At 63.9% G+C, this 23,847-nt stretch carries 18 protein-coding genes; 8 read left to right on the forward strand and 10 right to left on the reverse strand.

Annotated elements, in window-relative coordinates; all coding sequences use genetic code 11:
• Positions 1-56: 56 nt before the first annotated feature.
• A complete protein-coding gene (locus tag DY201_RS23135) occupies positions 57-440 on the reverse strand; it encodes a hypothetical protein (RefSeq protein ID WP_115733251.1) in 384 nt (127 codons plus the stop codon).
• Between the two features lie 184 nt (positions 441-624).
• Here DY201_RS23135 and DY201_RS23140 point away from each other — a divergent pair, with 184 nt between their 5' ends.
• The 3 genes from DY201_RS23140 (at position 625) to DY201_RS23150 (ending at position 4,948) form a co-directional block, all read left to right on the forward strand.
• Positions 625-1,128, forward strand: a complete 504-nt coding sequence (locus DY201_RS23140) for an RNA polymerase sigma factor (RefSeq protein ID WP_115733252.1) — start codon at positions 625-627, stop codon at positions 1,126-1,128.
• A 70-nt stretch (positions 1,129-1,198) separates the two neighbouring features.
• On the forward strand, positions 1,199-2,176 hold the full coding sequence (locus DY201_RS23145; protein WP_115733253.1) for a FecR family protein: 978 nt from the start codon (positions 1,199-1,201) through the stop codon (positions 2,174-2,176).
• Between the two features lie 99 nt (positions 2,177-2,275).
• Positions 2,276-4,948: a TonB-dependent receptor gene (locus DY201_RS23150; protein WP_245432074.1), complete on the forward strand. Its 2,673-nt coding sequence runs from the start codon at positions 2,276-2,278 to the stop codon at positions 4,946-4,948.
• A 39-nt stretch (positions 4,949-4,987) separates the two neighbouring features.
• On the opposite strand, the gene DY201_RS23155 is transcribed toward DY201_RS23150, so the two are convergent.
• Both DY201_RS23155 and DY201_RS23160 read right to left on the reverse strand, forming a co-directional pair.
• Positions 4,988-6,112: a beta-ketoacyl-ACP synthase III gene (locus tag DY201_RS23155; protein WP_115733254.1), complete on the reverse strand. Its 1,125-nt coding sequence runs from the start codon at positions 6,110-6,112 to the stop codon at positions 4,988-4,990.
• Positions 6,113-6,221: 109 nt separating this feature from the next.
• Positions 6,222-6,974 carry an SDR family oxidoreductase gene (locus tag DY201_RS23160; RefSeq protein WP_115733952.1) on the reverse strand — a complete coding sequence of 251 codons (753 nt, stop codon included), beginning with the start codon at positions 6,972-6,974 and terminating at the stop codon, positions 6,222-6,224.
• A gap of 158 nt (positions 6,975-7,132) precedes the next feature.
• Here DY201_RS23160 and DY201_RS23165 point away from each other — a divergent pair, with 158 nt between their 5' ends.
• The 4 genes from DY201_RS23165 (at position 7,133) to edd (ending at position 12,857) form a co-directional block, all read left to right on the forward strand.
• Positions 7,133-8,479 (forward strand): hypothetical protein, encoded by a 1,347-nt coding sequence (locus DY201_RS23165; protein WP_131922223.1) that lies wholly within the window; start codon positions 7,133-7,135, stop codon positions 8,477-8,479.
• A 234-nt stretch (positions 8,480-8,713) separates the two neighbouring features.
• A complete protein-coding gene (zwf, locus tag DY201_RS23170) occupies positions 8,714-10,183 on the forward strand; it encodes a glucose-6-phosphate dehydrogenase (RefSeq protein WP_115733256.1) in 1,470 nt (489 codons plus the stop codon).
• Positions 10,184-10,188: 5 nt separating this feature from the next.
• A complete protein-coding gene (gene pgl, locus DY201_RS23175) occupies positions 10,189-10,884 on the forward strand; it encodes a 6-phosphogluconolactonase (protein WP_115733257.1) in 696 nt (231 codons plus the stop codon).
• Between the two features lie 149 nt (positions 10,885-11,033).
• Positions 11,034-12,857, forward strand: coding sequence for a phosphogluconate dehydratase (edd, locus tag DY201_RS23180; protein ID WP_115733258.1), 1,824 nt, complete (start codon positions 11,034-11,036; stop codon positions 12,855-12,857).
• A 41-nt stretch (positions 12,858-12,898) separates the two neighbouring features.
• Here the strand turns inward: edd and DY201_RS23185 are convergent, their stop codons facing one another.
• The 6 genes from DY201_RS23185 to DY201_RS23210 form a co-directional block, all read right to left on the reverse strand.
• Complete coding sequence (locus tag DY201_RS23185; protein WP_115733259.1) at positions 12,899-13,249, reverse strand: MliC family protein; 351 nt, start codon at positions 13,247-13,249, stop codon at positions 12,899-12,901.
• 194 nt (positions 13,250-13,443) lie between these two features.
• Positions 13,444-14,973, reverse strand: a complete 1,530-nt coding sequence (locus DY201_RS23190; protein ID WP_115733260.1) for an ABC-F family ATP-binding cassette domain-containing protein — start codon at positions 14,971-14,973, stop codon at positions 13,444-13,446.
• A 455-nt stretch (positions 14,974-15,428) separates the two neighbouring features.
• On the reverse strand, positions 15,429-17,084 hold the full coding sequence (locus DY201_RS23195; protein ID WP_115733261.1) for a vWA domain-containing protein: 1,656 nt from the start codon (positions 17,082-17,084) through the stop codon (positions 15,429-15,431).
• Between the two features lie 73 nt (positions 17,085-17,157).
• Positions 17,158-18,120: a GlxA family transcriptional regulator gene (locus DY201_RS23200; RefSeq protein WP_115733262.1), complete on the reverse strand. Its 963-nt coding sequence runs from the start codon at positions 18,118-18,120 to the stop codon at positions 17,158-17,160.
• A 71-nt stretch (positions 18,121-18,191) separates the two neighbouring features.
• The gene (gene folD, locus DY201_RS23205; protein ID WP_115733263.1) at positions 18,192-19,088 is read right to left on the reverse strand and encodes a bifunctional methylenetetrahydrofolate dehydrogenase/methenyltetrahydrofolate cyclohydrolase FolD; all 897 of its coding nucleotides are present in this window, start codon (positions 19,086-19,088) and stop codon (positions 18,192-18,194) included.
• A gap of 111 nt (positions 19,089-19,199) precedes the next feature.
• The gene (locus DY201_RS23210; RefSeq protein ID WP_115733264.1) at positions 19,200-21,506 is read right to left on the reverse strand and encodes a GumC family protein; all 2,307 of its coding nucleotides are present in this window, start codon (positions 21,504-21,506) and stop codon (positions 19,200-19,202) included.
• A gap of 163 nt (positions 21,507-21,669) precedes the next feature.
• Here DY201_RS23210 and DY201_RS23215 point away from each other — a divergent pair, with 163 nt between their 5' ends.
• On the forward strand, positions 21,670-22,965 hold the full coding sequence (locus DY201_RS23215) for a lipopolysaccharide biosynthesis protein (protein ID WP_115733265.1): 1,296 nt from the start codon (positions 21,670-21,672) through the stop codon (positions 22,963-22,965).
• Positions 22,966-22,968: 3 nt separating this feature from the next.
• Here the strand turns inward: DY201_RS23215 and DY201_RS23220 are convergent, their stop codons facing one another.
• Entirely contained in the window at positions 22,969-23,844 is an 876-nt protein-coding gene (locus tag DY201_RS23220) for a DUF6492 family protein (protein WP_165915817.1), read from the reverse strand.
• Positions 23,845-23,847 lie beyond the last annotated feature (3 nt).

Here is a 23,847-nt window from a genome sequence, read left to right on the forward strand (position 1 = left end):
GGGCCCGTGCCGAAACCGGTGACGGCATTGGCTGCCACCGGCACGGCCTCAAGCGACTATTCGCATTCCAGCTTCGGCTTGCGGAAGTTGGTGATGTACCAGCGACCTTCGGACCTGGTGGCGTAGAATGTGTAGAAGCACTCCTGCTCCTCGACATAGCCGGGAGTGGTCGTCTCCTCATAGCGCGTGCCGCGCCTGGTGTCGCGATACTCGCCACTGGTCGAGCCGGCAACTGCGTTTGTCGATATCTTGCTCCACTGATAGGCGCGCTGTCCGCGGCCGAGTTCGATCACCGACGTAGGCGGACCGTAGTCGATGATGACCGACTCGAGCGGCTGGCCGATATAGCCCTTCATGACGTCCGACTGGCAGCCGGCCAGGAAGACGGCGGCGGCGATGGCAAGTGTGCCGACAGCGCGGCGTGCAGTGCTGAGAGACATGTGTGATCCCAGGTTGTGGATGATGTTTCCGGGCAGCTACGCCGCCAAGATTGCATCTACATTGCAGCAGCCCGGGTGATCGCAGCCGGCATCGGGAATCTCTCTTGTCCTCGGAATTTAAACCTGATTAAAAGATGCAACTTTTAGCGGTGACGGCCTGTCATCGCCCTTGGGCGGTCAATCCATGGCATCGACAACAAGCGCGATCGAGCAGCTTTTCGTGACCGAGCGCTCACGTCTGCGGCGGTTGATCGCGCGCATCGTCGGCAGCCGCCAGGACGCCGAAGACGTCATCCAGGACACCTATCTCAGGCTCGGCGACCGCGACCTTACGCCTGCCGACCGCGGCCTGGTGGTCAGTGCCGCCAAGAACCTCGCGCTCGACCACAAGCGCGGCCATGCGGTCCGTACGAACTTCACCCAGAACGTCTTGCCAGAACAGATGACGCGACAGGCAGCCCAGCCCGAAGAGATCGTGGCGGCGCGACAGGACCTTGCCGATTTTCTCGGCGCCATCAACACGCTGCCGCAGCGCAGGGCGCAGATCTTCCTGCTCGCCCGGGTCGACGGCATGCCTTACGCGCAGATCGCCAAGGCGCTTAACATTTCCCTGAGCACGGTGGAAAAGGAGATGGCTAGCGCGCTGGCCTTCTGTCACCAGTGGCAGCGCAAACGCGAAATCTCGTGAGGGATATGCGCAGCTGAATCGTTCTCTGTATAAGGGCACGATTGCCCATCGAGGGAACGTCGAGCTTCGTATGTCCGAGAACTCAAGGTCAGCCGAGATCAGCGACCAGGCCATCCGCGAAGCGGCGGAGTGGTTCGCTCGCCTGCAAAGCACTGGGGTCACCGATGCGGACCGGTCGGCGTTCCGGGCCTGGCTGGCCATGGACCGCGCCAATCACGACGCCTTCAGTAAGACCAAGAAGCTGTGGCACGAACTCGCCGTGCCGGCGCGGATCGCCGGCCGGGACAGCTGGCATCGCCGGGGGCTTTATCGCCCGACGCTCGCGCAGCGCGCGGTCAAGACAGGGGCAGCACTTTCGTTCGCCTTCCTCATGTTGGGCTCGGTTGCCCTGTGGCGTGATGCCGGCTTGGTCGACCGGGCTTTTGCCGAACACGCGACGTCCCCTGGCGAGCACATGCAAGTGGTGCTGCCGGACGGTTCGACCGCCTATCTCGACGGCGACAGCGCCCTCGACACCGACTTCAAGGGCCAGGATCGGTCGGTCGCCATCCTGCGCGGGCGCGTCTGGTTCGACGTCGTAAGAGATGAATCCAAGCCTTTCCGCGTCACGGTGAACGAGGTGGAAGTCAGGGTTCTCGGCACCGCCTTCGCGGTCGAGGACGAGGCCAGCGAGGTCAAGGTCACGGTGGAACGCGGGCTTGTCGCGATTGCAGCGCCCGGTCTCGCCGGCGAACAGCTGACTGCCGGAGAGGCACTATCGGTTGCCCCCGGTCAAGGCGCGTCGAGGATCACGGTCGACGCCGATACGGAGCTGGCCTGGCGACGCGGCCTGATCGTGATGAACCACACGCCGCTGGCAAAGGTCATCGACGAACTTGGCCGCATATCGGCCGGACGCATCATCGTTCGCGACGAGAGCCTGCGCGACCTGCGCCTGTCTGGCGTCTTCAAGGCGGACGAGCCTGAGACCATCCTCGCGGCCCTTCACTCGACGCTCGGCCTCCGGACGTTTCGTGTGCCTGGCATCGCCACCGTCATCTATCGCTAGAGTCCAGCCTCGAGATTCTTTTACGGTTTCGCCGACCGTCAGTCGTTCCCTTGATGTGGGGCCGGACGGCTCCGACGAATAACCGGGGACGATCCGAGAATGTCTGGAATGAGGACCGCGCTGGCCTTTGGCAGCGCATCGATGCTGGCGATTGTGGCGAGTTCCGCGTTTCCGATCATGGCAATCGCGCAAACAACCCAAACCGAGGCGCGTGCCGGCAGCCATGACTTCAACATCCCGGCAAAATCCTTGCTCGCAGCGCTTGCCGACTATACGGCGGCCACCGGCATTCAGGTCGTCAGGCCGAGCGGTGCCCCGATCTCCGGGCGGTCCGGCGCGGTAGTGGGCCGGCTCTCTCCGGCAAGTGCGCTGGCGCGGCTGCTCGGCCCGAGCGGCCTGGAGTTCCAGTTCGTCGATGCCAGGACGGTCAGCATCCGTGCGAAGACAGGCAACGAGGCGGCGCTGCCCGTCACCAACGGCTCGCTCGTGCTCGATGTCATAAGGGTTGATGGCGGCGGCGGCGCCCCGGTCTACGAGCCATACGAGACGGCTGCCCCGACCGCCTACATCCCGCAGGAAACCATCGATCGCTTCCGCGGCAGCAGCCCGGCCGACATGCTGCGCGGGACGCCGGGCGTGATGTCGGGCGAAGCCCGCAACGGTGCTGGTGCCATCGACGTCAACATTCGCGGCATGCAGGGCATGGGCCGCGTCGCCGTCACCGTCGACGGCGCCAGCAACGCAGTAACCATCTATCAGGGCTACCAGGGCGTCTCCAACCGCACCTTCGTCGACCCGGACCTGCTCGGCGGCATCAGCATCGCCAAGGGATCGGACGCAGCCTCCAACGGCATCGCCGGATCGGTGGCGATGCGGACGTTGGAAGCGCGCGACATCATCAAGGACGGCAAGAATTTCGGCGTGCGCCTGAAGGGCGGTTTCGGCACCAACACGTCGAACCCGCCTCCGGTGGATACGATAGGCGGTTACGAATGGCCGAGCATACCGTGGGCAGCCCCCCAGATCCCTGTCGCCAGTACTGCAGGCATGGAGCGCCCGAGCTTGCTCAAGCCGACCAGCGGCTCCGGCAGCGCGGTGGTCGCGTACAGCGAGGGAGACGTCGACCTGATAGCAGGTTATGCCTATCGCAAGCAGGGCAACTACCATGCCGGGACCAATGGTCCTGCGGCGCAGCCGGTGGCAAAGGGACCAACACCATTCTGCTTCGACAACGGCATCTGCCTGCCCTCGAGCCCATGGACAAACTACTACGACAATGAAGGCATTACCGGTTATCGCGCCGGCGAGGAGGTGCTGAACACCCAGCTCGAAACCAAATCCTGGATCGGCAAAGGGACCTTTCGCTTTGGCGACGGACAGAGCGTCGAACTCGGCTACACCGGCTTCCGCAGCGAGGCCGGCGACTTGCTGGCCTCGCGACTGACAAGCAAGCGCGGTCAGCCGACGCAAGCGGCGCAAACCACCGGCACGACACTCGACACTGGAACCGTACGCTACAAATGGAAGCCGGAGGAGAACGAGCTCGTCGACCTCAAGGCCAATCTCTGGCTGACCCGCCTCGACTTGCGCAACTCCAGGCGCGATGGTTGGCCTGCTCCGCGTCCAGGTGATCCCCGCGTCGGTTCTGACTCTTTGTTGTGGGGGGCCGACGCCACCAATGCATCCAAACTCTCCACCGGATACGGTGCCGTCGACCTGACTTATGGGCTGTCCTATCTCGGTGAGGATACCCAACCCACCGACTACACACGTTCCCTGAAGGGCTGGCTCAACCTGCGCGACGGACGTAGGCAGGAGGCTGCGGTCTTCGTCAAGGGATCGTGGGAAGCGACCGACTGGCTGACCCTCAATGGCGGCCTGCGCTACCAGCATTATTGGGCGCAGGACCGCAGCACCGGTCCACACCAAGGCATAGGTTTTGTCTACGGCAGCAGCAGCAGCAAAGGCGGCTTCAGCCCGTCCATCGGCGTCACGCTGGAGCCGATCGAGGGCAGCCAGTTCTACGTCAACTATTCCAACGCGATGCGTTCCCCGAGCATCATCGAGACGACGACCGCCTTCACCATGAACATCAACTCCAATGTGAGGCCGGAGCGTTCGAGCAACTGGGAGATCGGCACAAACCTGCGCCGGGACAATGTGTTTACCGGTGACGATAGTGCCATGCTCAAGTTCGGATACTTCGACTGGTCGGTGAAGGACTACATCGCGCGAGAATGGCACACCACCTCGGGTTCGTCCGGCATGCGCATCCACAACATCGACAGCGCGCATTTCGCCGGCCTGGAACTCTCTGGCCGCTACGAGATCGGCGCCTTCACGGCGGAGCTCGCTGCTAACTACTACACCGACGTGCAGTTCTGCCGAACGGCGTCCACCTGCGGGAACAAGTCGCTCTATGCAGACTACGCCACCAACCAGGTGCCGCCGCGCTATTCGGTCGACCTGACGCTGACGCAGAAGCTGATGGATGACGCGCTGACCATTGGCGGCAGAGTTTCGCATGTCGGGCGGCGCGCCGTCGGCCACGGCGACGTCACCGCCCAGGGTGCGTCGCAGTTCATCGCGCTGGTCAACTGGAAGCCCTACACGCTGGTCGACGTGTTCGCCGAATACAAGTTCAACGAAAACCTGACCGGCACCGTCCGCATCCAGAACCTGACCGACACCTATTACGTCGATCCGCTGAGCCTCGTGGTGCAGCCGGGACCCGGCCGCACGTTCTACGGCTCGCTGACCGCCAGCTTCTAGGCGGGGGCCCGCTTGCCAAGCGGGGGCTAGGCAGGCGGGCTACACCTTCCTGACGATGACGCTGCCGGCGGAGTAACCGGCACCGAAAGAGCAGATGACGCCGAGGCTGCCTGATGGCAGGTCGTTGGAGAATTTCGAAAACGCGATGATCGAGCCGGCCGACGAGGTGTTGGCGTAGTCCTGCAGCACGTTGGGCTGCTCTTCGCGGGTCGGCTCGCGGCCAAGCACGCGCGAGCCGATCAGGTCGTTCATGCCCTTGTTGGCCTGGTGCAGCCACAGCCGCGACAGATCGGCAGGCGCGATGCCTTGTTCGGCGAGATGGGAGAGCATCAGTTCTGCGACCATCGGCACCACCTGCTTGAAGACCTTGCGACCCTCCTGGTGGAACTGCATATCGCGCCGATCAGCCATGTGGCCCTCGCGGGTGCGGCGCAGGAAGCCGTTGTTGTTGCGGATGTTGTTGGAGAACTCGGTCAGGCAACGCGTCGCCAGCACCTCATAGGCGTTGTCCGCCTTCACCTCGTCGGCGCGCTGCAGCACGACGGCGGTGCAGACATCACCAAAGATGAAGTGGCAGTCGCGGTCGCGCCATTCCTGGTGGCCGGAGGTGATCTCGGGATTGACCATCAGGATGGCGCGGGCCGAGCCGGTGCGGATCATGTCAGCGGCAAGCTGGATGCCGAAGGTCGCCGAGGAACAGGCGACGTTCATGTCGAAGGCAAAACCCTTGATGCCGAGCGCCTGCTGCACCTCGATGGCAACCGCCGGATAGGCGCGCTCGTGGTTGGAGGCAGCACAGATGACGGCGTCGATGTCGGCGGCAGTCAGGCCTGCCTTCTTCAGCGCCTCATCGGCCGCCTTGACCGAGATCTCTGCCATCAGCGACAGTTCGTCCTCAGTGCGCTCGGGCAGCACAGGGTGCATGATGCCTGGATCGAGAATGCCGAACTTGGAGACGACATGGCGGCGCTCGATGCCGGATGCCTTGACGATGAACTCTTCCGACGACATCGCCATCGACGCGCGCTCGCCGGCTTCGATGGCGTCGGCGTGCAGCTTGTTCTGGCGGTGGGCATACTCGTTGTAGGAGGCCACCAACTCGGCGTTGGTGATGACTTCCTCCGGCGTGAAGATGCCGGTACCGCTGATCGCAACCCTGTGCATGGCGTTTCCCGTTGGTTTTGAGCCATTGGAATAGGGTTCAGGCAGCGTCGGTCAAGCTTTGCGACCACAATTTCAGGTCGAACGCGCGGTTACCTCGCGGCAGAAGCGCTCAAATGCAGCGCCCGCCGTCGACTTCCATGGCAACGCCGGTGATCAGCGAGGCTTCGTCAGAGACGAGGAACAGAGCGGCGTTGGCGATGTCGAGGGGTGTTGAGAAGCGGCCGAGCGGGATCGAAGCCTTGAACTTCTCGCGGATTTCCGGCGTGTCCTTGCCCATGAACTTTTCCAGCATCCCGGTCTCACCGGCGACCGGGCACAGGCAGTTGACGCGGATGTTCTTCGGCGCCAGTTCCACCGCCATCGACTTGGTGGCGGTGATCGCCCAGCCCTTGGAGGCGTTGTACCAGGTCAGCCCAGGACGCGGCCTGAGGCCAGCGGTGGAAGCGGTGGTCAGGATCGAACCGCCGCCCTGGCGCTCCATGATCGGCACCACGGCGCGGGCGGCGTGGTAGATCGCCTTCATGTTGACGGCGGTGATCAGGTCGAAGACATCTTCCTCGACATCGACAAGGTCGCCGTTGCGATGGGTGTAGCCGGCATTGTTGACCATGATGTCGATGCGGCCAAAAGCGCTCTTGGCGGCATAGACCAGTTCGTCGAATTCGGCGCGTTGCGACACGTCGGTGGTGACTGCGATTGCGCCGTCGCCGATCTCGGATGCAACCCGCTCGGCTTCCCTGGCATTCAGATCGGCGACGACGATCTTGGCGCCCTCTTCGGCAAAACGCCTGGCCATGCCCTCGCCGAAACCGGCAGCACCGCCGGTGATGATCGCGACCTTGTCCTTCAGCCTGTCCGCCACGTTACGTCCCTTCGAATCGAACACCGTCACCAGTCTCTCATCGAAAACGAAAACGCTGCCATCAGCAACTGACAAACGACTGCCGCCAGACACCCCGCTTGCGGCTCTGTTCAAATAATTCTAAAGTAAAGATCAGCCTCTGAGTGGGGGACGCAAACATGAAACTTCGTTTCTTATTTGCATTGTTTTCAGCAAGCGCAGGTCTGTTCATCGGTTTCCAGCAAGCAGCAAATGCCGCCTGCGTCGTGCCGAGCTATAACCAGAAGCGCGGCATACCGCCTGGCTTCACCGAAGCGCAAGGCTTCAAGGGCCGTTTCGACTTCCCCGCAAGCACCAGTGAACCGCTGCCGACCTTCCTGTCGATCGACTTCACCCAGGATTGGCGCGCCTACATCCAGGCGGTGCTCGACTATTCGCTCGAAGGCAATATCGCCGTCGACTTCGACGTCGCCAACAACAATGTGCGCAACTGGTACCATGCGCTGTGGATGCATCCGGGCAATTCGGGACGGGAGTTCCTGCACGGCCTGACCAAGGAGCGCGCGACCGATCCGGAACAGCTGGCCGAAGGTGTGACCAAGTCTTTCGACACCTGGGCGGTAGGCTTCTACAACGCGCTAGGGGCAACGACCTTCGCCAAAGTGTGGAGCGATTTGTGCAGCCCCAGGATCGACGACATCTACTTTCCCATCGGCACGACGTCGTTCAAACTGCTGTTCACCACCGCCACGGCAGCGGACATCCCCTATCTCGCCGGCGCGCCCGAATGGGACGGCGACATCGGCCGTGCGCCCAACCGCATCGGCAAGCTGCGCCTCTACCAGATCGACATTGCCGTGCGCGATCCGCGCTCGCTGCAGACCGGATGGGTGTTCGGCACCTTCGTCTATCAGGGCAGCGAACCCGGCACCGACCCATGGAAAAAGCTGGTGCCGGTCGGCTTGAGCTGGGGCAACGACCGCTTCGTGCCGCCGCCAGGGCAATTGCGCCAGAACGTGCTCAACGAAACGCTCGAAGGCAAGATCTACGGCTGGGCCGCGCGCAAGGAGCTTGGCTGGGGCGGGCGCGTCAACGGGCCGGCCGACAACCAGATCAGCTCGTGCGTGTCCTGCCACGGTTCGGCGCAATATCCGCGCAGCGACGATTTCGGCAACCTGCCACGGCAACCGGCAATGCCGATCGATTACCAGCGCCGACTGCTGGAGTATTTTCGCGACGTCTTCGCCGGCGGTGCGTTCGACGGCGAGGCGCGCTACTTCGGCACGCAGACGGCTGTCTTGGCACGGCCGCTCGATTATTCGCTGCAGCTGCAGGCCGGCATCGAGCGCATGTGCGCAACAGTTACCGCGCGCGAAGCACCGTTCAACGACGACACGGTCCCCACCCCGCCGGTTTGCCCCGCACCCCCTGCTATCGTGGCTGGTGGCCCGGAAAGCATGTCGGCCGGGCCGGCGCTTGCCGACCGCGACGACACGATCGACGCGCTGCTGGAGCCGATCAGGTAGAGCCAGAGCTGAGCCACTTCCCAGCCATTGCCAAGAATGCGCATCAGCATCCGGCGGCCGGTCCGCGTCTCACGCCATCAAACGACAGATATCCGGCTGGCGCTCCGGCCTCGTCTGGACCACTATCAAATCTTCGCGTGTGACACCGTGGCAGTGGCTTTGGGGCTAGTGCTTTTAAATCGATTAGCATATATCAGGCGTCGACATCACGACCGTCTTGAAAACGGATAGAACATGACCAGCCAGATCATCCCCGTCGATCCTTTCGACTTCATCATTTTCGGGGGCACCGGCGACCTGTCGGAACGCAAGCTCTTGCCGGCGCTCTATCATCGCCAGCGCGACCACCAGTTTTCCGAGCCGACCCGCATCATCGGCGCGTCGCGCACCAAGATGGACGACAAGGAATTCCGCGCCTTCGCCAGGAAGGCGATTTCGGATCATGTGAAGCCTGAATACATCGAGGAAAAGGAACTCGCGACCTTCCTCGACAGGCTGAGCTACGTCACCATCGACGCCAAATCGGGCGACGGTTTTGCCGAACTCAAGAAGTCGCTTGCCGACAGTAAGCGCATCCGCGTCTTCTATCTCGCGGTAGCGCCCAGCCTGTTCGGCGACATCTCCGACCACCTCAAGGCGAACAAGCTGGTCACCCCGGATTCGCGCATCGTCGTGGAAAAACCGATCGGCCGCGACCTCGAGTCGGCCAAGGCGCTGAACGACATCATCGGCGACGACTTCGGCGAGCACCAGATTTTCCGCATCGACCACTATCTCGGCAAGGAGACGGTGCAGAACCTGATGGCGCTGCGCTTCGCCAACGCGCTCTACGAGCCGCTGTGGAACTCCGCGCACATAGACCACGTGCAGATCACTGTGGCCGAGACAGTCGGCCTGGAAGATCGCGTCACCTATTACGACAAGGCGGGCGCGCTGCGCGACATGGTGCAGAATCACATGCTGCAGCTGCTCTGCCTGGTTGCCATGGAGGCCCCGGCCTCTATGGAGGCCAATGCGGTGCGTGACGAAAAGCTCAAGGTTCTCAATGCGCTGAAGCGTGTCAACGGCAACGAGGCGCCCAAGCAGACTGTGCGCGGCCAGTATCGCGCCGGCGCATCGGCCGGTGGTCCGGTCAAAGGCTACGTCGAGGAACTCGGCGCCGAGAGCAACACCGAGACCTTCGTCGCCATCAAGGCCGAGATCGCCAACTGGCGTTGGGCCGGCGTGCCGTTCTATCTGCGCACCGGCAAGCGGCTGGCCTCGCGTGTCTCCGAGATCGTCATCGAATTCAAGCCGATCCCGCACTCGATCTTCGGCGAGAGCGCCGGACCGATCTTCAACAACCAGCTGGTCATCCGCCTGCAGCCTGACGAGGGCGTCAAGCAGTTCATCATGATCAAGGATCCGGGTCCCGGCGGCATGCGCCTGCGCCAGATCCCGCTCGACATGAGCTTCGCCCAGTCCTTCGACGGACGCGCCCCGGATGCCTATGAGCGGCTGATCATGGATGTCGTACGTGGCAACCAGACGCTGTTTATGCGCCGCGACGAGGTCGAGGCGGCATGGAAGTGGATCGATCCGATCCAGCATGCCTGGGAAGGCAGCCGCCAGGAAGCCCAGGGTTATACCGCCGGCACCTGGGGTCCGTCCGCGTCGATCGCGCTGATCGAGCGCGACGGCCGTACCTGGCACGAGAGCAATTGAGCGCCATGGCAGCACCTCGCTGGAACGCATTCGAGACGCGGGACGAACTGGCGTCAGCCCTCGCCGCCAGGGTGGCTGATACGCTGAAAGCGGCGATCGCCCGCCGCGGCGTGGCTTTCCTCGCCGTCTCAGGCGGCACCACGCCTGGCCGCTTCTTCGCCGCTCTGTCGAAGGAAGCGCTCGACTGGAGCAAGGTCACGGTGACGCTTGTCGACGAGCGTTTCGTGCCGGAGAGTTCGCCACGCTCGAACGCCGCACTGGCCAAGGCCAACCTGTTGCAGAACGCGGCATCCGCCGCCCGTTTCGCGCCGCTGTTTCATGAGGCAGCGACGGTCGAGAAGGGCGCCGATCTCGCGGACTCCGCGCTGAGGGCCCTGCCCTGGCCGCTGGACGTGTCAATTCTCGGCATGGGTGGCGACGGCCACACGGCCTCGTTCTTTCCCGACGCAGCCGGGCTGGACGCGCTGCTCGACCCGGCTTCGTCCCGGCTGGCGATGCCGGTTCATGCCGACAGTGCCGGCGAACCGCGGCTGACATTGACGCTGCCTGCATTGGTAAGCGCCGCGCTGGTCGTCGTCCATATCGAAGGTGCTGAGAAGCGCCGCGTCATCGAGGCGGCACTGGCTTCCGACAAGGCCTTGCCGATCCGCACCGTGATCGACCGAGCGCCGCGCGCCACCGAGATCTACTGGGCACCCTGATCGGCGCCCGGCCGCGCCGAGCTCCTCCAGGGGCCGCGGCGCCGCGAATGCCGAAATCGAGCATGGTCCGGCGCAATAGCGCCGTCTGCCGGTCCATGCCAGCCCGAAGCTCCTCCCGGTTCGGGCACCGCGTTGAAAGGACTGAGGCCATGACAGCCAGGAACGACATCCAAGCCATCACCGAGCGCATCCGCGAACGCTCCAAGGTCAGCCGCGAGATTTATCTCAATCGCGTCAATGCGGCAGCCGGCAAGACCGCCAACCGCGGCGTGCTGTCCTGCGGCAACCTTGCGCACGGCTTTGCCGTGTGCAGTCCGTCGGAAAAGGTGGCGCTCGGCGGCGACAAGGTCGCCAATCTCGGCATCATCACCTCCTACAACGACATGCTGTCGGCGCATCAGCCGTTCGAGACCTACCCGCAGCTGATCAAGGATGCGGCGCGCGAGGCCGGCGGTATCGCCCAGGTTGCAGGTGGCGTGCCTGCGATGTGCGACGGCGTCACGCAAGGACAACCGGGCATGGAACTGTCGCTGTTTTCGCGCGACGTGATCGCCATGTCGGCCGCCATCGGCCTCAGTCACAACATGTTCGACGCCGCCGTCTATCTCGGCGTCTGCGACAAGATCGTGCCTGGCCTGGTGATCGCAGCGCTGACCTTCGGCCATCTGCCGGCGGTGTTCGTTCCGGCCGGGCCGATGACCTCGGGCCTGCCCAATGACGAGAAGGCAAAGATCCGCCAGCTCTATGCCGAGGGCAAGGTCGGTCGCGCCGAACTGCTGGAGGCCGAGTCCAAGTCCTACCATGGCCCGGGCACCTGCACATTCTACGGCACCGCCAACTCCAACCAGATGCTGATGGAGATCATGGGCCTGCACACGCCGGGCGCTTCCTTCGTCAATCCAGGCACGCCGCTGCGCGACGCACTGACCCGGGAAGCGACCAGGCGGGCGCTGGCGATCACCCATCTCGGCAACGCCTATACGCCGGTCGGTCGCATGATAGACGAGCGCTCGGTGGTCAACGGTGTCGTCGGCCTGCACGCGACAGGCGGGTCGACCAACCACACGATCCACCTGATCGCCATGGCGGCGGCTGCCGGCATCCGCCTGACCTGGCAGGATATCTCCGACCTCTCGGACGCCGTGCCGCTGCTCGCCCGCGTCTATCCGAACGGGCTTTCCGATGTGAACCACTTCCAGGCCGCGGGCGGCATGGGCTTCCTGATCCGCGAACTGCTCGACGCCGGCCTGCTGCATGAAGACGTGCAGACCGTATGGGGCGAAGGCCTGCGCCCCTACGCCGTCGAAGCCAAGCTCGGCGCCGACGGCTCGGTGGTACGCGAGGCAGCGCCCAAGGTCAGCGGCGACGAGAAGGTGCTGGCCCCCGCCAGCAAGGCATTCCAGCCGAGCGGCGGTCTCAAGGTGCTGGGAGGCAATCTCGGCCACGCCATCATCAAGACCTCGGCCGTGAAGCCCGAGCGCCGCATCATCGAAGCGCCGGCGCTGGTGTTCGACAGCCAGCAGGGCCTCAACGACGCCTTCAAGGCCGGCCTGCTCGACCGCGATTTCATCGCGGTTATCCGCTTCCAGGGCCCCAAGGCCAACGGCATGCCGGAACTGCACAAGCTGACCACAGTGCTCGGCATCCTGCAGGACCGCGGCCACAAGGTGGCGCTTGTCACTGACGGCCGCATGTCGGGCGCCTCGGGCAAGGTGCCGGCGGCGATCCATGTCACCCCGGAAGCGCTCGAAGGCGGGCCGATCGGCCGGGTCCATGACGGCGATATCGTCAGGCTCGACGCCGAGGCCGGCACGCTGGAGGTTGTGGTTCCTGCCGGCGACCTGGCGCTGCGTCCTGAGCCGGTCTGCGACCTCTCGGGCAACGAGCACGGCATGGGCCGCGAACTGTTCGCCGGCTTCCGCCAGATGGCCGGCCGCGCCGACCACGGGGCAAGCGCATTCGGCACGGCCTAGTCCGCTTGAAGCTGAGGCTCTACCCCGGGTCGAGCCTCTCGCTACTTCACCGCCTCGCATGACAGCGTCGCCGGCGCGTCCTCGCCCTTGGTCAGGTCGTAGAGATCGGCGTTGTCGCCCTTGGTCCACCAAATAAACTGCTGACCGGCATATCTGGCGCCGCTGGCGCTAAGAACGGTAACGGCCACGACCGTCTGATCGCCGAGCGTGAGCACAACAAGCGAATTGTCGCCGGCGTTGACGTATTCGGCCTTCACCGTCTGGTCGCCGCATTTGTAATCGACCGCGTTGTGCTCGACCTTTGCATCGCCCGGCAGTTCCAGCGTCACGGTCGAAGCCATTGCCGCTCTGGTCGCGGCAGCAAGGATGATCGCGGTGAGGCTCAAGCGCATGATGGACTCCTGAATCGCTCGTCTTGTGAACGATAGCATGGCGGACAGACCTGCCGAAGCCGAGGCCTCGGCAGGTCTTTTTGCGCATCAGAGGCTAGAGCCTTCCGCTTTTCTTCGAATTGCGGAACCTCTCCATCTTTTGTTTTTGCGCAATTCCGGACGGAAAACTGCTGTACACTTTTCCTGGAATTGCTCTAAGCGCCGTTCTGCGCCACATCGGCAAAGAAGCCTTCCGGGCTCTCCACTTCGACCAGCCGCTTCTTTTCGATCAGCCAGAAGCGGTTGCCAACGGCGCGGACGAAGCTGCGGTCGTGCGAGACGAGCAGGCAGCTCGCCTCGTGCTTCAGCAGTTCGTCCTCCAGGGCCTCCTGCCCGTCAATGTCGAGGTGGTTGGTCGGCTCGTCGAGCAGGTAGAAGTTCGGGTTGGTCAGCCGCAGAACCAGCATTCCCAGCCGCGCCTTCTGGCCGCCGGACAAGCGGCCGATCGGATTGGCCTGCATCTCGACGGTCAGGCCGGCGCCGGCGAGCAAGGTGCGGGCCCGCTGCTCGCCAAGCTCGAATCTGCGCGTCAGCATCGACAGCGGCGCATCGCTGTCCCTGAGATCGGACAGCCCCTGGTCGCCATAGCCCAGCACCAGCGAGGGCGTGGCCTTGACCACGTCCCTGGCATTTTCCGGCGCGCCGATGGCTTGCCTGACCATGTTGACCAGCCGCGTCTTGCCGGTGCCGTTGCGGCCCAGCAGGACGACGCGATCGCCCTGGCGAAGCCATAGCTTGCCGGTACGAAACAGCAGCGTTCCATCAGGCGTGGTGACCGGCGCATCGTCGAAGGTGACCAGCACCTTGGCGTGCGTGCCACGGTTGGCGAGCCTGATGGCGCCGGCCGAACGCTCCAGATGGGCCGGCCTCGCCGCATCCTCCAGCCGCTCGGCCCTCTCCTTCAACTGCTTGGTCTTCACCACCAGCAGGTCACTGCCCGAGTTGATGCCGATGTTGTTGAGCTTGGCCGCCTGGCGGCGCAATTGCTGCGCGGTCTTCATGTCCTTTTCGAAGCGGCGCGCTTCCGATGCATCGATCTCGTCAAGCGCTTCCCGCGCCCTGGAATAGGGCAGCGAGAAGACCTGCGAGTTATCAGGCCTGAGGAAAAGCGTCCGGTTGGTTACCGCATCGAGGAAAGCGCGATCATGGCTGCAGATCACCACCGGCACGTCGCGCGGCAGCGCATTCAGCCAGTTCTCAAGCTGGGCGATGCGTACGAGATCGAGATGGTTGGTCGGCTCGTCGAGCAGCAGCATGTCCGGCTCGGTCACCCAGACACGGGCGAGCATTGCCAGCCGCTGCCAGCCACCGCTCAGTTTCGACAGTGGCCGCTGCCGCATCTCCTCAGGCACATCGAGATCGTCGAGCACGATGTCGACGCGCCAGCTCTCGCTTTCTGCCTGGTCAGCGGGAAGTGCTCTGAGGACGGCGTCATGGAATGCCATGTCGATCAGGCTTGCCGGCACGTCTTGCTCGACATGGCCGACCCGCAGGCCGCGTGCCCGGGTGATGTCGCCTGACGTCGGCTCGAAAGCGCCTGTAATCGAGCGCAGCAAGGTGGACTTGCCGCGGCCATTGGCGGCGACGATGCCGAGGCGGTCGCCCGGCTCGATGGAAAGGTTGAGATTGGAGAAGAGCGGAGCACCGAGCGTTACGCCGAGCGACCTCAGATTGATCAAAGCCATATCAGTTCTCTGGTCTGGCCGGACCTTGGCCCGCATCCGATCTTGCGGGATGCATTTGGGGCACCGGGTCCGGTGTTTATCCAGATGCGGCAGAGCATGAAGCTCGACGCCGCATCACCACGAAGGGCAGACCGGGAGAGAGATACGCAACATTGGATACCACATCGTACAGTCCAAAAATCAAAACTGATCGTTGGGGTCGATGCGGTTGGCGCGTCGTCCGGGGTCAGCCCTGCAAACGCATCTGCAGGGCGTGGACAGGGCCGCGCTGACGGTGGTGACGAAAAAACGTGTACACGCAGCCCTCCTTTGTTGTTCGAGTTGCGCGCTCTAGATAGCCGCGACCTCGTTCCGTTGCAAGCCTACTGCATCGTCAGTTCGCTGCGCTCCAGCCTACTGCATCGTCAGTTCGCTGCGCTCCAGCCTATTGGATCGTCAGTTCGCTGCGCTCCGGCCTATTGGATCGTCAGCTCGCTGCGCTCGCCGGCCTTGACGGTTGCCGAGCCTTCTTTCTTGCCTGCGTCGCCGCGATCGACCTCGACGACATAGTCACCTGCCGGCAAGGTCGTCTGGTGCTTCTGGTCATAGGCGTAGCCGAAGCCCTGGCGATTGCCCTGGATGTCCTTCTTGGCCGCGAAGACGCGGATTTCCTTGGCGCCGGGCGCATCGATCGCTAGCACGCCGGCACCGAGCACGGCGGTCACCTCACCACTCTCACCGACCCGGACATTGAAAGGCTGCTCGGCCTCGGCCTGGTCCATGCGCGCCACCAGGACATAGTCGCCGGCAGGCAGATCGAACTTGTTGCCCGGCCCATAGCCATAGGTGACCTGATCGCGCGTGCCGTCGATCTTCTTCCTGGCCTTGTAGACCCGGACGTCGAGCCCCCCGGCATCGACCTTGTCGCCGCCCTCGGCGTAGAGCGCATTGGCCACGACATGGCCGACGCCGACTATGATGTCCTTTTCGACGGTCTGGCCGGCGGCGAGCTGGATCGTCTCATTGGCCTCACCCTGGCCGATGGTGACCTTCAGCTTGGTTTCGCCGGCGGGCAGCACCACCTTGGTCTGGCCGTAATAGGTCGCCGGGTGGTCGCCGCCGGGGAAGTCGAGCACGACGGCGGCACCATCGACGATGTCGGCGCCTTCGCTCGGGCGCGGCCGGACAACAAGCGTACCGGCATTGAGAACGAAAAGCGGCTTGTAGGCCTGGCCTGCCTCCACCTTCAGCGGCTGCTCGACGGCTGCTTCTCCGAGCGTCGCGCGGATGACATAGGCGCCGGCTTCAAGCGATCCCTTGTAATTGTTGTATTCGGTGGTCAGGCGTTCGCCCTTGGAGCCGTCGGCATTGGCCTTGTAGATCTCCCAGGCATTGCCGGCGTCCTTCAGCGGCGCTCCGCCCTCGGCCAGCGTCAGCTCAGGAATGAAGTTGAACTCCGGCTTGGCCGGCTCCGGCGCAGGCGCCGGTTCCGGGGCCGGTGTGGGTGCCGGCGCGGCAACCGTCTGCACCAGTGCGTCTTCCAGCCCCTTGGCGTCGGTCGCCTGAATGTACTTGCCGCCGGTGTTTTCGGCGAGGCAAGCGACCTGCCTGCCCTCCTCCGCCGTCAGGCCGAAGCCGACGACATGGGCGGTGAAATCGACACCCGACTTCTCGAGCTCCTTGCCCAGCGCGCAAGGATCGGCGTTGCAGGTCTCCAGCCCGTCGGTGATGAGAATGACGGTTGCCTTTTCCTCGGTATGTTTCAGGTCCTCGGCCGCCTGCTTGACGGCGGCTGACAACGGCGTCTTGCCGAGGAATTTCATGCTGTCGGCAGCGGCGGTGATGGCCGATGCCGAGCCCGACGCCGGCGGCACGATCAATTCGATGTCGGAGCAGCTGCCCTTTTCGCGGTGGCCATAGGCCATCAGCCCAAGTTCGGTGTCGGCGGGAATTGTGGTCAGCACCGAACGCAGTGCCTCGCGGGCGATTTCCAGCTTGGGCTTGCCGTCGATCTGGCCCCACATCGAGCCGGAGGCATCGAGCACGATGATGGTTCGGTCGGCGGCGTCAGCGGTTGCCAATCCCGACAGCATGAAGACGGACGCCAGGATGCCTCGTGTAAACGCCTTCATGCTGCCCTCACCGATTCTGTTTGAATGCAGCGAAGCTAAACAAGGGCCATTGGGCTGACAACCCTGAGGCCGATCAATAGGTGGTGCGGCGCTCTTCGCTCGGCGGACGGCCGAACTGCAGCCGGTAGCTCTGAGCGAAATAAGAATGCGAGGTGAAGCCGGTGGCGATCGCAACGTCGAGGATCGGCAAATTGGTCTGGCGCAGCAATTCGCGGGCGCGCTCGAGTCTCAGCCGCATGTAGTAACGGCCCGGCGTCACGTTGAGATGGCGCAGGAAAAGGCGCTCGACCTGGCGGACCGACAGGCCTGCCGTCTTTGCCAGTTGCACCGCCGACAGCGGTTCGTCGAGATGGTCGGCCATCAATTCGACGATACGCTTCAGCTTGTCCGACTTGCCGGTCAGGTCGCGTTCGGGGCCGACCCGCTGGCGATCGCCGGCCGAACGGATGCGCTCGTGCTGGAACTGGTTGGCGACCTCATTGGCGAGGTTGGCGCCGAAGTCGCGCTTGATGATCTCGAGCATCAGGTCGATCGAGGTGGTGACGCCGGCACAGGTGTAGCGCTTGCGGTCGATCTCGAAGACGTTGTTGGTGCACTCGATCTCAGGGAACTTCTCCATGAAGCCGGCACGGTTTTCCCAGTGGATGGTGCAGCGGTAGCCGTCGAGCTGGCCGGCTTCAGCCAGCAGGTAGGAGCCGACCGAAAGCGCGCCCAAGGCCGCACCGCGCCGGCCCCAGGAGCGAAGCGCGCCGAGCACCTTGCTCTTGCCGGCAAATTCGGTGGCGACGCCGACACAGACGAACATGATGTCGACCGCCGGCACGTCGGTGACCGAATAGTCGACCTTGAGCGGCAGGCCATTGGAGGCAATCACCGCCTCGCCGTCGGCCGACACCGTGGTCCAGCCATAGACATCGCGGCCAAGCAGGCGGTTGGCCGACCGACAGGTGTCGATAGCGGCGACCAGCGAGAACATTGAGAACTTGTCGACCAGCAGGAAAGCGAACTGGCGACCTTCGGGGTGGGGCTCTGACATCGCGACCAAATCTACAGAACGCACCGAGTTGAGCAAGGAAGCGGCGCCGGTTTCAACAACGCCGCGATCATTCAAAAGCCCGGCTGTTCGAGGCCGGCGTGGCGGTAAGCCGACACCAGCGTGTTGGCCATCAACATGGCGATGGTCATCGGCCCGACGCCGCCGGGAACCGGCGTGATGGCACCGGCGCTCTTTTCGGCCGAGGGGAATTCGACATCGCCGACCAGCCTGGACTTGCCTTCGCCCTTGTCGGGCGCCGGGATGCGATTGATGCCGACGTCGATGACGGTGGCGCCTGGCTTGACCCAATCGCCCTTCACCATCTCCGGCCGGCCGACGGCTGCGACCAGAATGTCGGCGGTGCGGCACAGAGCCGGCAGGTCCTTGGTGCGGCTGTGCGCGATGGTTACGGTGGCATTGGCGGCGAGCAGCAGATTGGCCATCGGCTTGCCGACGATGTTGGAGCGACCGACGACGACGGCATTGAGGCCGGACAGGTCCTTTCCGTGCTTGCGTTCGATCAGCAGCATCGAGCCAAACGGCGTGCATGGCACCAGTGCCGTGTCGAGCTCGCCGGTGGCAAGCTTGCCGACATTGATGAAGTGGAAGCCGTCGACATCCTTGTCGGGCGCGATCGTCTGGATGATCTTGCCGGCGTCGATATGGCCGGGTAGCGGCAGCTGGACGAGAATGCCGTGGATGGCCGGATCGACGTTGAGCGTTTCCACAAGCGCGACAAGATCGGCTTCGGAGGTATCAGCCGCAAGCGTGTGCTGGAGCGAATGGAAGCCGCATTCCTTGGCAGTGCGCGACTTGTTGGCGACATAGACCTTGCTTGCCGGATCTTCGCCGACGATGACCACCGCCAGTCCCGGCGTCACGCCATGCTCGGCAAGCCTGGCTGCCGATTTCTTGACGCCTTCGACGACCTCGGCTGCGACACTCTTTCCGTCAATGATCTCAGCCATGGCTCACTCCGTCTGCAGCATGCTTCGGCCGGCATTGTCATCAAATTTTCGACCTGCAACCTCGCCATTGCGGCGTCCGGTGCCGTAAACTCGAAACCGCCGGGAAGAATTTCAGAAGTATCGGCGTGAGCGCCGCTCCCTGAGCAGGTTCAACTCCTTGCGAACCTCGCGCAGGCTTGCGCTGATCTCGTCGATCTGGCTCTGCGGAGCGGGCGCCTCGGCCTGGGGAGTTGGCTGTGGCGCGGAGTAATATTCCGGCGGCCGCTGCCGATAGGACGGACGAAACTGCGGCGGCGCTGCGTAGTCCGGTTGTTGCAGCGGCGGCTCGGCATAGCGGGGCTGCGGTTGTGGCGCATAGGACGGTGCGAAGCCTTCTTGCGGCGCCTGGTACCCAGGCTGCTGCTGCATGGGCTGTGTCTGCGATGACAGCGGCAGCTGCGAGGCATTCATGACCGGATCGGCGCCAGTGGAGGAAACAGGGCTCGTCACCGATGGCATGACCGGCGCCGTGTCGGCTCCTGGAGCATGTGGCTCACCGCGATTGTCCGGCTGGTTGTTCGCGGTTGCCTGTTCGCGAAGCGCATCGGGTTTCACGCGGCTGCGCCGCCTCGCCGTGTTGCGCAGGCTCTGCAGGGCCCCACGCATGGCGCCCAAGCCGACGCCCGAGGCGAAGCCGAGCAGCATGCCGCCCAACGCGATCGTCATGCGCGACGGTCCTGTCGACTGCAGCGGCGGCGATGCGTCCGAAATGATGGTCACATTGCCCGAATTGATGTCCCTCTGCTCGCCGGTCTCACGCGCCCGAAGCAGGGTCGCTTCGTAGACGGCACGCTTGGCGGCAACGTCGCGGTCAAGCTCGCGCAGCGTGACCATCTCGCTGCCGACATCGCTCTGGCGCACCTTGAGCTGGGCAAGGCGCGCTGCGAGTTCCTGTTCCGTCTGGACCGCGCGCTTGAGTTCGACCTGAATGGAGCCGGCGACCCGGCGCAGTTCGTTGGCGATCCGCTCGCGTGCTCCGCTGAGCTGGGCCTCGACGGCGAGACGCTCCGGATGGCGCGGGCCAAGCCTGACTGCGGCCCGGTCGGCATCCTGGGTCAGCGCCGCATATTGCGCGCGCAATTCGGTGATCGCCGGCGAGCCGATCGCTTCGGGCAAGGCGCCCGCCAGCACGGAATCGACACCAAGGTCGCGGGTCGAGGCAGCGCGCGCGTTGAGTTCGAGCGTGCGCGCCCGTGCCGCGGTCAGTTGGTCGTTGACGCGCTGGATCTCGTCGTCGGTGATCAGGCGCCCTTGCGGATTGATAAGCTCGTTCTCGGCCTTGAACGCCTCGACCTTGCGCTCGGCCGTCTCAACCGACTTGCGCAGCTCGTCGAGGCGGCGGGTCAGCTCGTCGGTCGCGCGCCCGGCAGTGCCGGCCTGCAACTCGCCGAAGGTCTGGATGAACACCTGAGTCATCGTGTTGGCGATGAGCGCCGATTTTTCGGGATCCTCCGTCTTCGCCCCGACCGAAATGACGAACGTGTTGACGTCCCGCTGGATGGTCAACGCCTCATAAAGGTGTTCCGCAGCAAGCGAATGCCGGCGCCCGGGATCGTCGCCTGTCGGCTGGTTGGAGGAGATCAGCGAACGCACGAAGCCGCCAATGCTGAAACCGCCACCCGCCTTGCCGTTGAACTCCGGATCCTCGGCCAGATTGAGCTTGTCGACGACCTTGGTCAGCACCGAACCGGAGGTCAGTCTGCGCACCTGGGTTTCGACCACCGCCAGCGTCGCATCCGAGGGCAGGTCGCCGACGGTCAGTTCCTTGTCGGAAAGCCTGAGGTTGCGCGGATCGACGATCATCTCGGTCCACGCTTCGTATTTCTTGGGCGTCGACAGAGCGAGCGCCACACCGAGCAGCGCGCCGGCGAGTGTCGTCGAGGCGATCAGCAGTTTCGAACGGGTGATGCCGCCGATGACCGCCATCGGGTCGATCAGCGGCTGCCAGCGGACATCGTCGTGGCCACCATGCTGGTCGGATGCCGCGGCCAGCGCCTCCGGCATGGCCGCAAGCGGCTCCGGCGCGAACGAGCCGAGTGCCCTGTCGCGCCAGTTGCCAATCATCGACAACTGAGCCGGTGTCCGCGTGTCGCTTGGGAATTCGGGCGCGGCCGGCGCCGGCTGCTGGCCAACCGGCTGCGCTTCTGGTGCCGACGGCTTTTCGGCCAACTGCTCGCGGGCAGCGCGTTCGGCCTCGCGCCTGTAGCGCGCCATGCGGTGGCGGGTCGCGGGGTCCTGGAAATCCTCCTTGTGGCCGTCGTCTTCCGAAGACATCGACAGCACAGACGAGCCGCGCGGCTTCGGAAGGGCGTCGTCCCGGTCCAGCGCAAGCAACGAGCGCTTGCGCCTCCAGTCCTCGCGGTTTCCAGATTCGGCCATGGTTCGGCAACTTCCAAAGGTCTAGTCCGGATCACCTGTCCGGTCGTTAACCCACGCTAAAGAGACATGGGTAACAAAACGTTAATTCCTGCTTTGCGGCAGTATATAGAGGTTCATCGCAGAACCGCACATTAAGCTTTGGCTCTTATCGTTCAACTGGATCATGACCAAGGCGAACGACATATCGCGCACGACGTTGCGCCAGCGGATCGGCAGTTTCGTCGTGCAGCGGCAAGCAGTCCTGCGCGACTACTTCTCGGCGGTCAGCGGCTCGATGGGCCGGCTGGTCTTTTCGCTGATATATTTCATCGCCCTCGCCAACACGCTCTCGATCGCCGATTTCGGCCTGTTCGCTACAGCGTCGGCCGCCGGCGTCATGCTGTCGCGAACGCTGGCCTTTGGTTTCATCTCGGCGCTCTACCGCACGGCAACGATCCGGCCGCGGCTGATCGGCAGCTATACCGCGGGCTTCCTGATGCTCGCCGCGCTGTCGTTGCCCGTGCTCGTCGCCGCTTCGACGCTGACATGGTTCCTGTTCTTTTCGACATCCATGCCGGCCGCCATCTTTGGCGCGGTCATCTTTGCCGAGGCGCTGTTGTGGCGTCCGGTCGAAGTGGCGATGATCGTCAACAATGGCCTCGGCCGTTTCGGCCGCGCGGCGGTGCTGGCGATCCTGACAGCCGCGATCAAGGCCGCCGCCGCCACCCTGTTCGTCTTCTGGCCAAGTCACACGGTCGAAGCCTGGTCTGGGTTCTACATCGCCTCGAACATCGTATCGCTGGTCCTGGCCTTTGGCTTCTTCTACCCCCGCCAAAGGCTCAGGCTGACGCCCGATCTCTACTGGCGGCGGCTGTCGGACTCGATCTATGTCGCCGGCGCCGAGGTGCTGTTCTATCTGCAGATGGAGTTCGACAAGCTGCTGGTGCTGGCCATGGGCGGTCCGCATCTCGCCGGCATCTATGCCATCGTCATGCGGCTGGTCGATCTGACCGCCATCCCGATCCGCACCTTCTCGATGATGCTGGTCCAGCGCATGATGCGCATGCCCGAGATGCTCGCCAGGCTGAAGGTCAAGATCGGCATCGAGGCCGGCATCCTTGTCGTCTCGACCTCGGCACTGCTGTTTCTCGCCGTGGTGCTGTATTTTTACCCCAACTTCCTCGGCCGCAATGTTGCCGAGGCAGCCCCGCTGGTCGGGCTGGCCCTGTTCGTGCCGGCTTTGCGCAATCTCGTCGAGTATCACGCCGAGCTTTTGTTTGCGCGCGGACAGACGCTGATCCGCGCCGCCAACCTCGCCATGCTGGCGGGCCTCAAGGCAGCCTTGCTGTCACTTTTGCTGATGCGTCTCGCCGACACCGAAACGCTGGTGTGGATGCTGAACGGCATGTTCGCATTGCTCTATCTGGCGTCGGCCACCGTCACCTACTCGGCGTTGCGGCGGCCGGCCAAGGCAATCTAAACCTCAGGCGGCGACAAGCCTGCGGATGCGGCCGAGATCGGTGCCGATGAAGGACTGCATGCCAATCGCCACCTGCTCAGGCGACATGTCGGCTACAAAGGCCTCGAACTGCGCGTCGGTCAGCGGCGTGCCGGTCCAGTGGACCCGGCAAAACTCTTCCGAGCCGACATAATGTCCGGCGCCACCAGCGACCTCGTCGACGAAGCGACCGTAAATCATGCATTCGGAGAATTTGCGCCGGGCGCACACCGCCTCGACCCAGTGCCGACGACTGACCTGCTCGATACGGGCGATCATGTCGCGCACCGATGATCGGCGCCAGGCGATCAGTGTCGAGATGTAATCGTGCGGCGAAATCTCAGGCGCGGCGATACCGAGCACGACAGCAGCGTTGGTCGACCAGATGCGCTGGTTGTCGTGGCCTGTTTTCAGCAAGGCGCCGTCGCGCCGGAACAGTCTGAGCTTGCCGTCCCGCCAGAACCGGGCGCAATCGAACGACCTGAGGAAGGCGACGTCGGAATCGACATAGACAAGCGTTTCCTGCTCGATTCTTTCGGCGATCGCCATGCGCCGCAATTGCTGCACATGCCAGCCGCGCAACGGCGGCGCCTTGAGGCTCAGCCAGATACGCCGCTTGAACAGGCTCGTCGGGTCGGGAATGTCGCGCAGCCAGGACGGCAAAAGTTCTCGCTCGTCGATGACCGTACGGCGCCTGCCTGCAAGCTGCCGGAACAAGGCGACGTCGCGGTGCTCGACCAGCAAATAGTGGTGCGAGGCGCCGGTGACATGGCGGTCGACGGTCTCGCACAGCAGGCGGCAGCGTTCGAAATCGGCGGCGTAGCTCGCCGTGATCAGTGCCGCGTCCGGGACCGGAGACATCGC

It is taken from the genome of Aminobacter aminovorans, assembly GCF_900445235.1.
GTDB lineage: Bacteria > Pseudomonadota > Alphaproteobacteria > Rhizobiales > Rhizobiaceae > Aminobacter > Aminobacter aminovorans.

What these genes read in the sequence shown, in the direction of transcription:
- DY201_RS23135 (WP_115733251.1), bottom strand. Translation starts at nt 440, where the DNA reads ATGTCTCTCAGCACTGCACGCCGCGCTGTCGGCACACTTGCCATCGCC.
- DY201_RS23140 (WP_115733252.1), top strand. Translation starts at nt 625, where the DNA reads ATGGCATCGACAACAAGCGCGATCGAGCAGCTTTTCGTGACCGAGCGC.
- DY201_RS23145 (WP_115733253.1), top strand. Translation starts at nt 1,199, where the DNA reads ATGTCCGAGAACTCAAGGTCAGCCGAGATCAGCGACCAGGCCATCCGC.
- DY201_RS23150 (WP_245432074.1), top strand. Translation starts at nt 2,276, where the DNA reads ATGTCTGGAATGAGGACCGCGCTGGCCTTTGGCAGCGCATCGATGCTG.
- DY201_RS23155 (WP_115733254.1), bottom strand. Translation starts at nt 6,112, where the DNA reads ATGCACAGGGTTGCGATCAGCGGTACCGGCATCTTCACGCCGGAGGAA.
- DY201_RS23165 (WP_131922223.1), top strand. Translation starts at nt 7,133, where the DNA reads ATGAAACTTCGTTTCTTATTTGCATTGTTTTCAGCAAGCGCAGGTCTG.
- zwf (WP_115733256.1), top strand. Translation starts at nt 8,714, where the DNA reads ATGACCAGCCAGATCATCCCCGTCGATCCTTTCGACTTCATCATTTTC.
- pgl (WP_115733257.1), top strand. Translation starts at nt 10,189, where the DNA reads ATGGCAGCACCTCGCTGGAACGCATTCGAGACGCGGGACGAACTGGCG.
- edd (WP_115733258.1), top strand. Translation starts at nt 11,034, where the DNA reads ATGACAGCCAGGAACGACATCCAAGCCATCACCGAGCGCATCCGCGAA.
- DY201_RS23185 (WP_115733259.1), bottom strand. Translation starts at nt 13,249, where the DNA reads ATGCGCTTGAGCCTCACCGCGATCATCCTTGCTGCCGCGACCAGAGCG.
- DY201_RS23190 (WP_115733260.1), bottom strand. Translation starts at nt 14,973, where the DNA reads ATGGCTTTGATCAATCTGAGGTCGCTCGGCGTAACGCTCGGTGCTCCG.
- DY201_RS23195 (WP_115733261.1), bottom strand. Translation starts at nt 17,084, where the DNA reads ATGAAGGCGTTTACACGAGGCATCCTGGCGTCCGTCTTCATGCTGTCG.
- DY201_RS23200 (WP_115733262.1), bottom strand. Translation starts at nt 18,120, where the DNA reads ATGTCAGAGCCCCACCCCGAAGGTCGCCAGTTCGCTTTCCTGCTGGTC.
- folD (WP_115733263.1), bottom strand. Translation starts at nt 19,088, where the DNA reads ATGGCTGAGATCATTGACGGAAAGAGTGTCGCAGCCGAGGTCGTCGAA.
- DY201_RS23210 (WP_115733264.1), bottom strand. Translation starts at nt 21,506, where the DNA reads ATGGCCGAATCTGGAAACCGCGAGGACTGGAGGCGCAAGCGCTCGTTG.
- DY201_RS23215 (WP_115733265.1), top strand. Translation starts at nt 21,670, where the DNA reads ATGACCAAGGCGAACGACATATCGCGCACGACGTTGCGCCAGCGGATC.
- DY201_RS23220 (WP_165915817.1), bottom strand. Translation starts at nt 23,844, where the DNA reads ATGTCTCCGGTCCCGGACGCGGCACTGATCACGGCGAGCTACGCCGCC.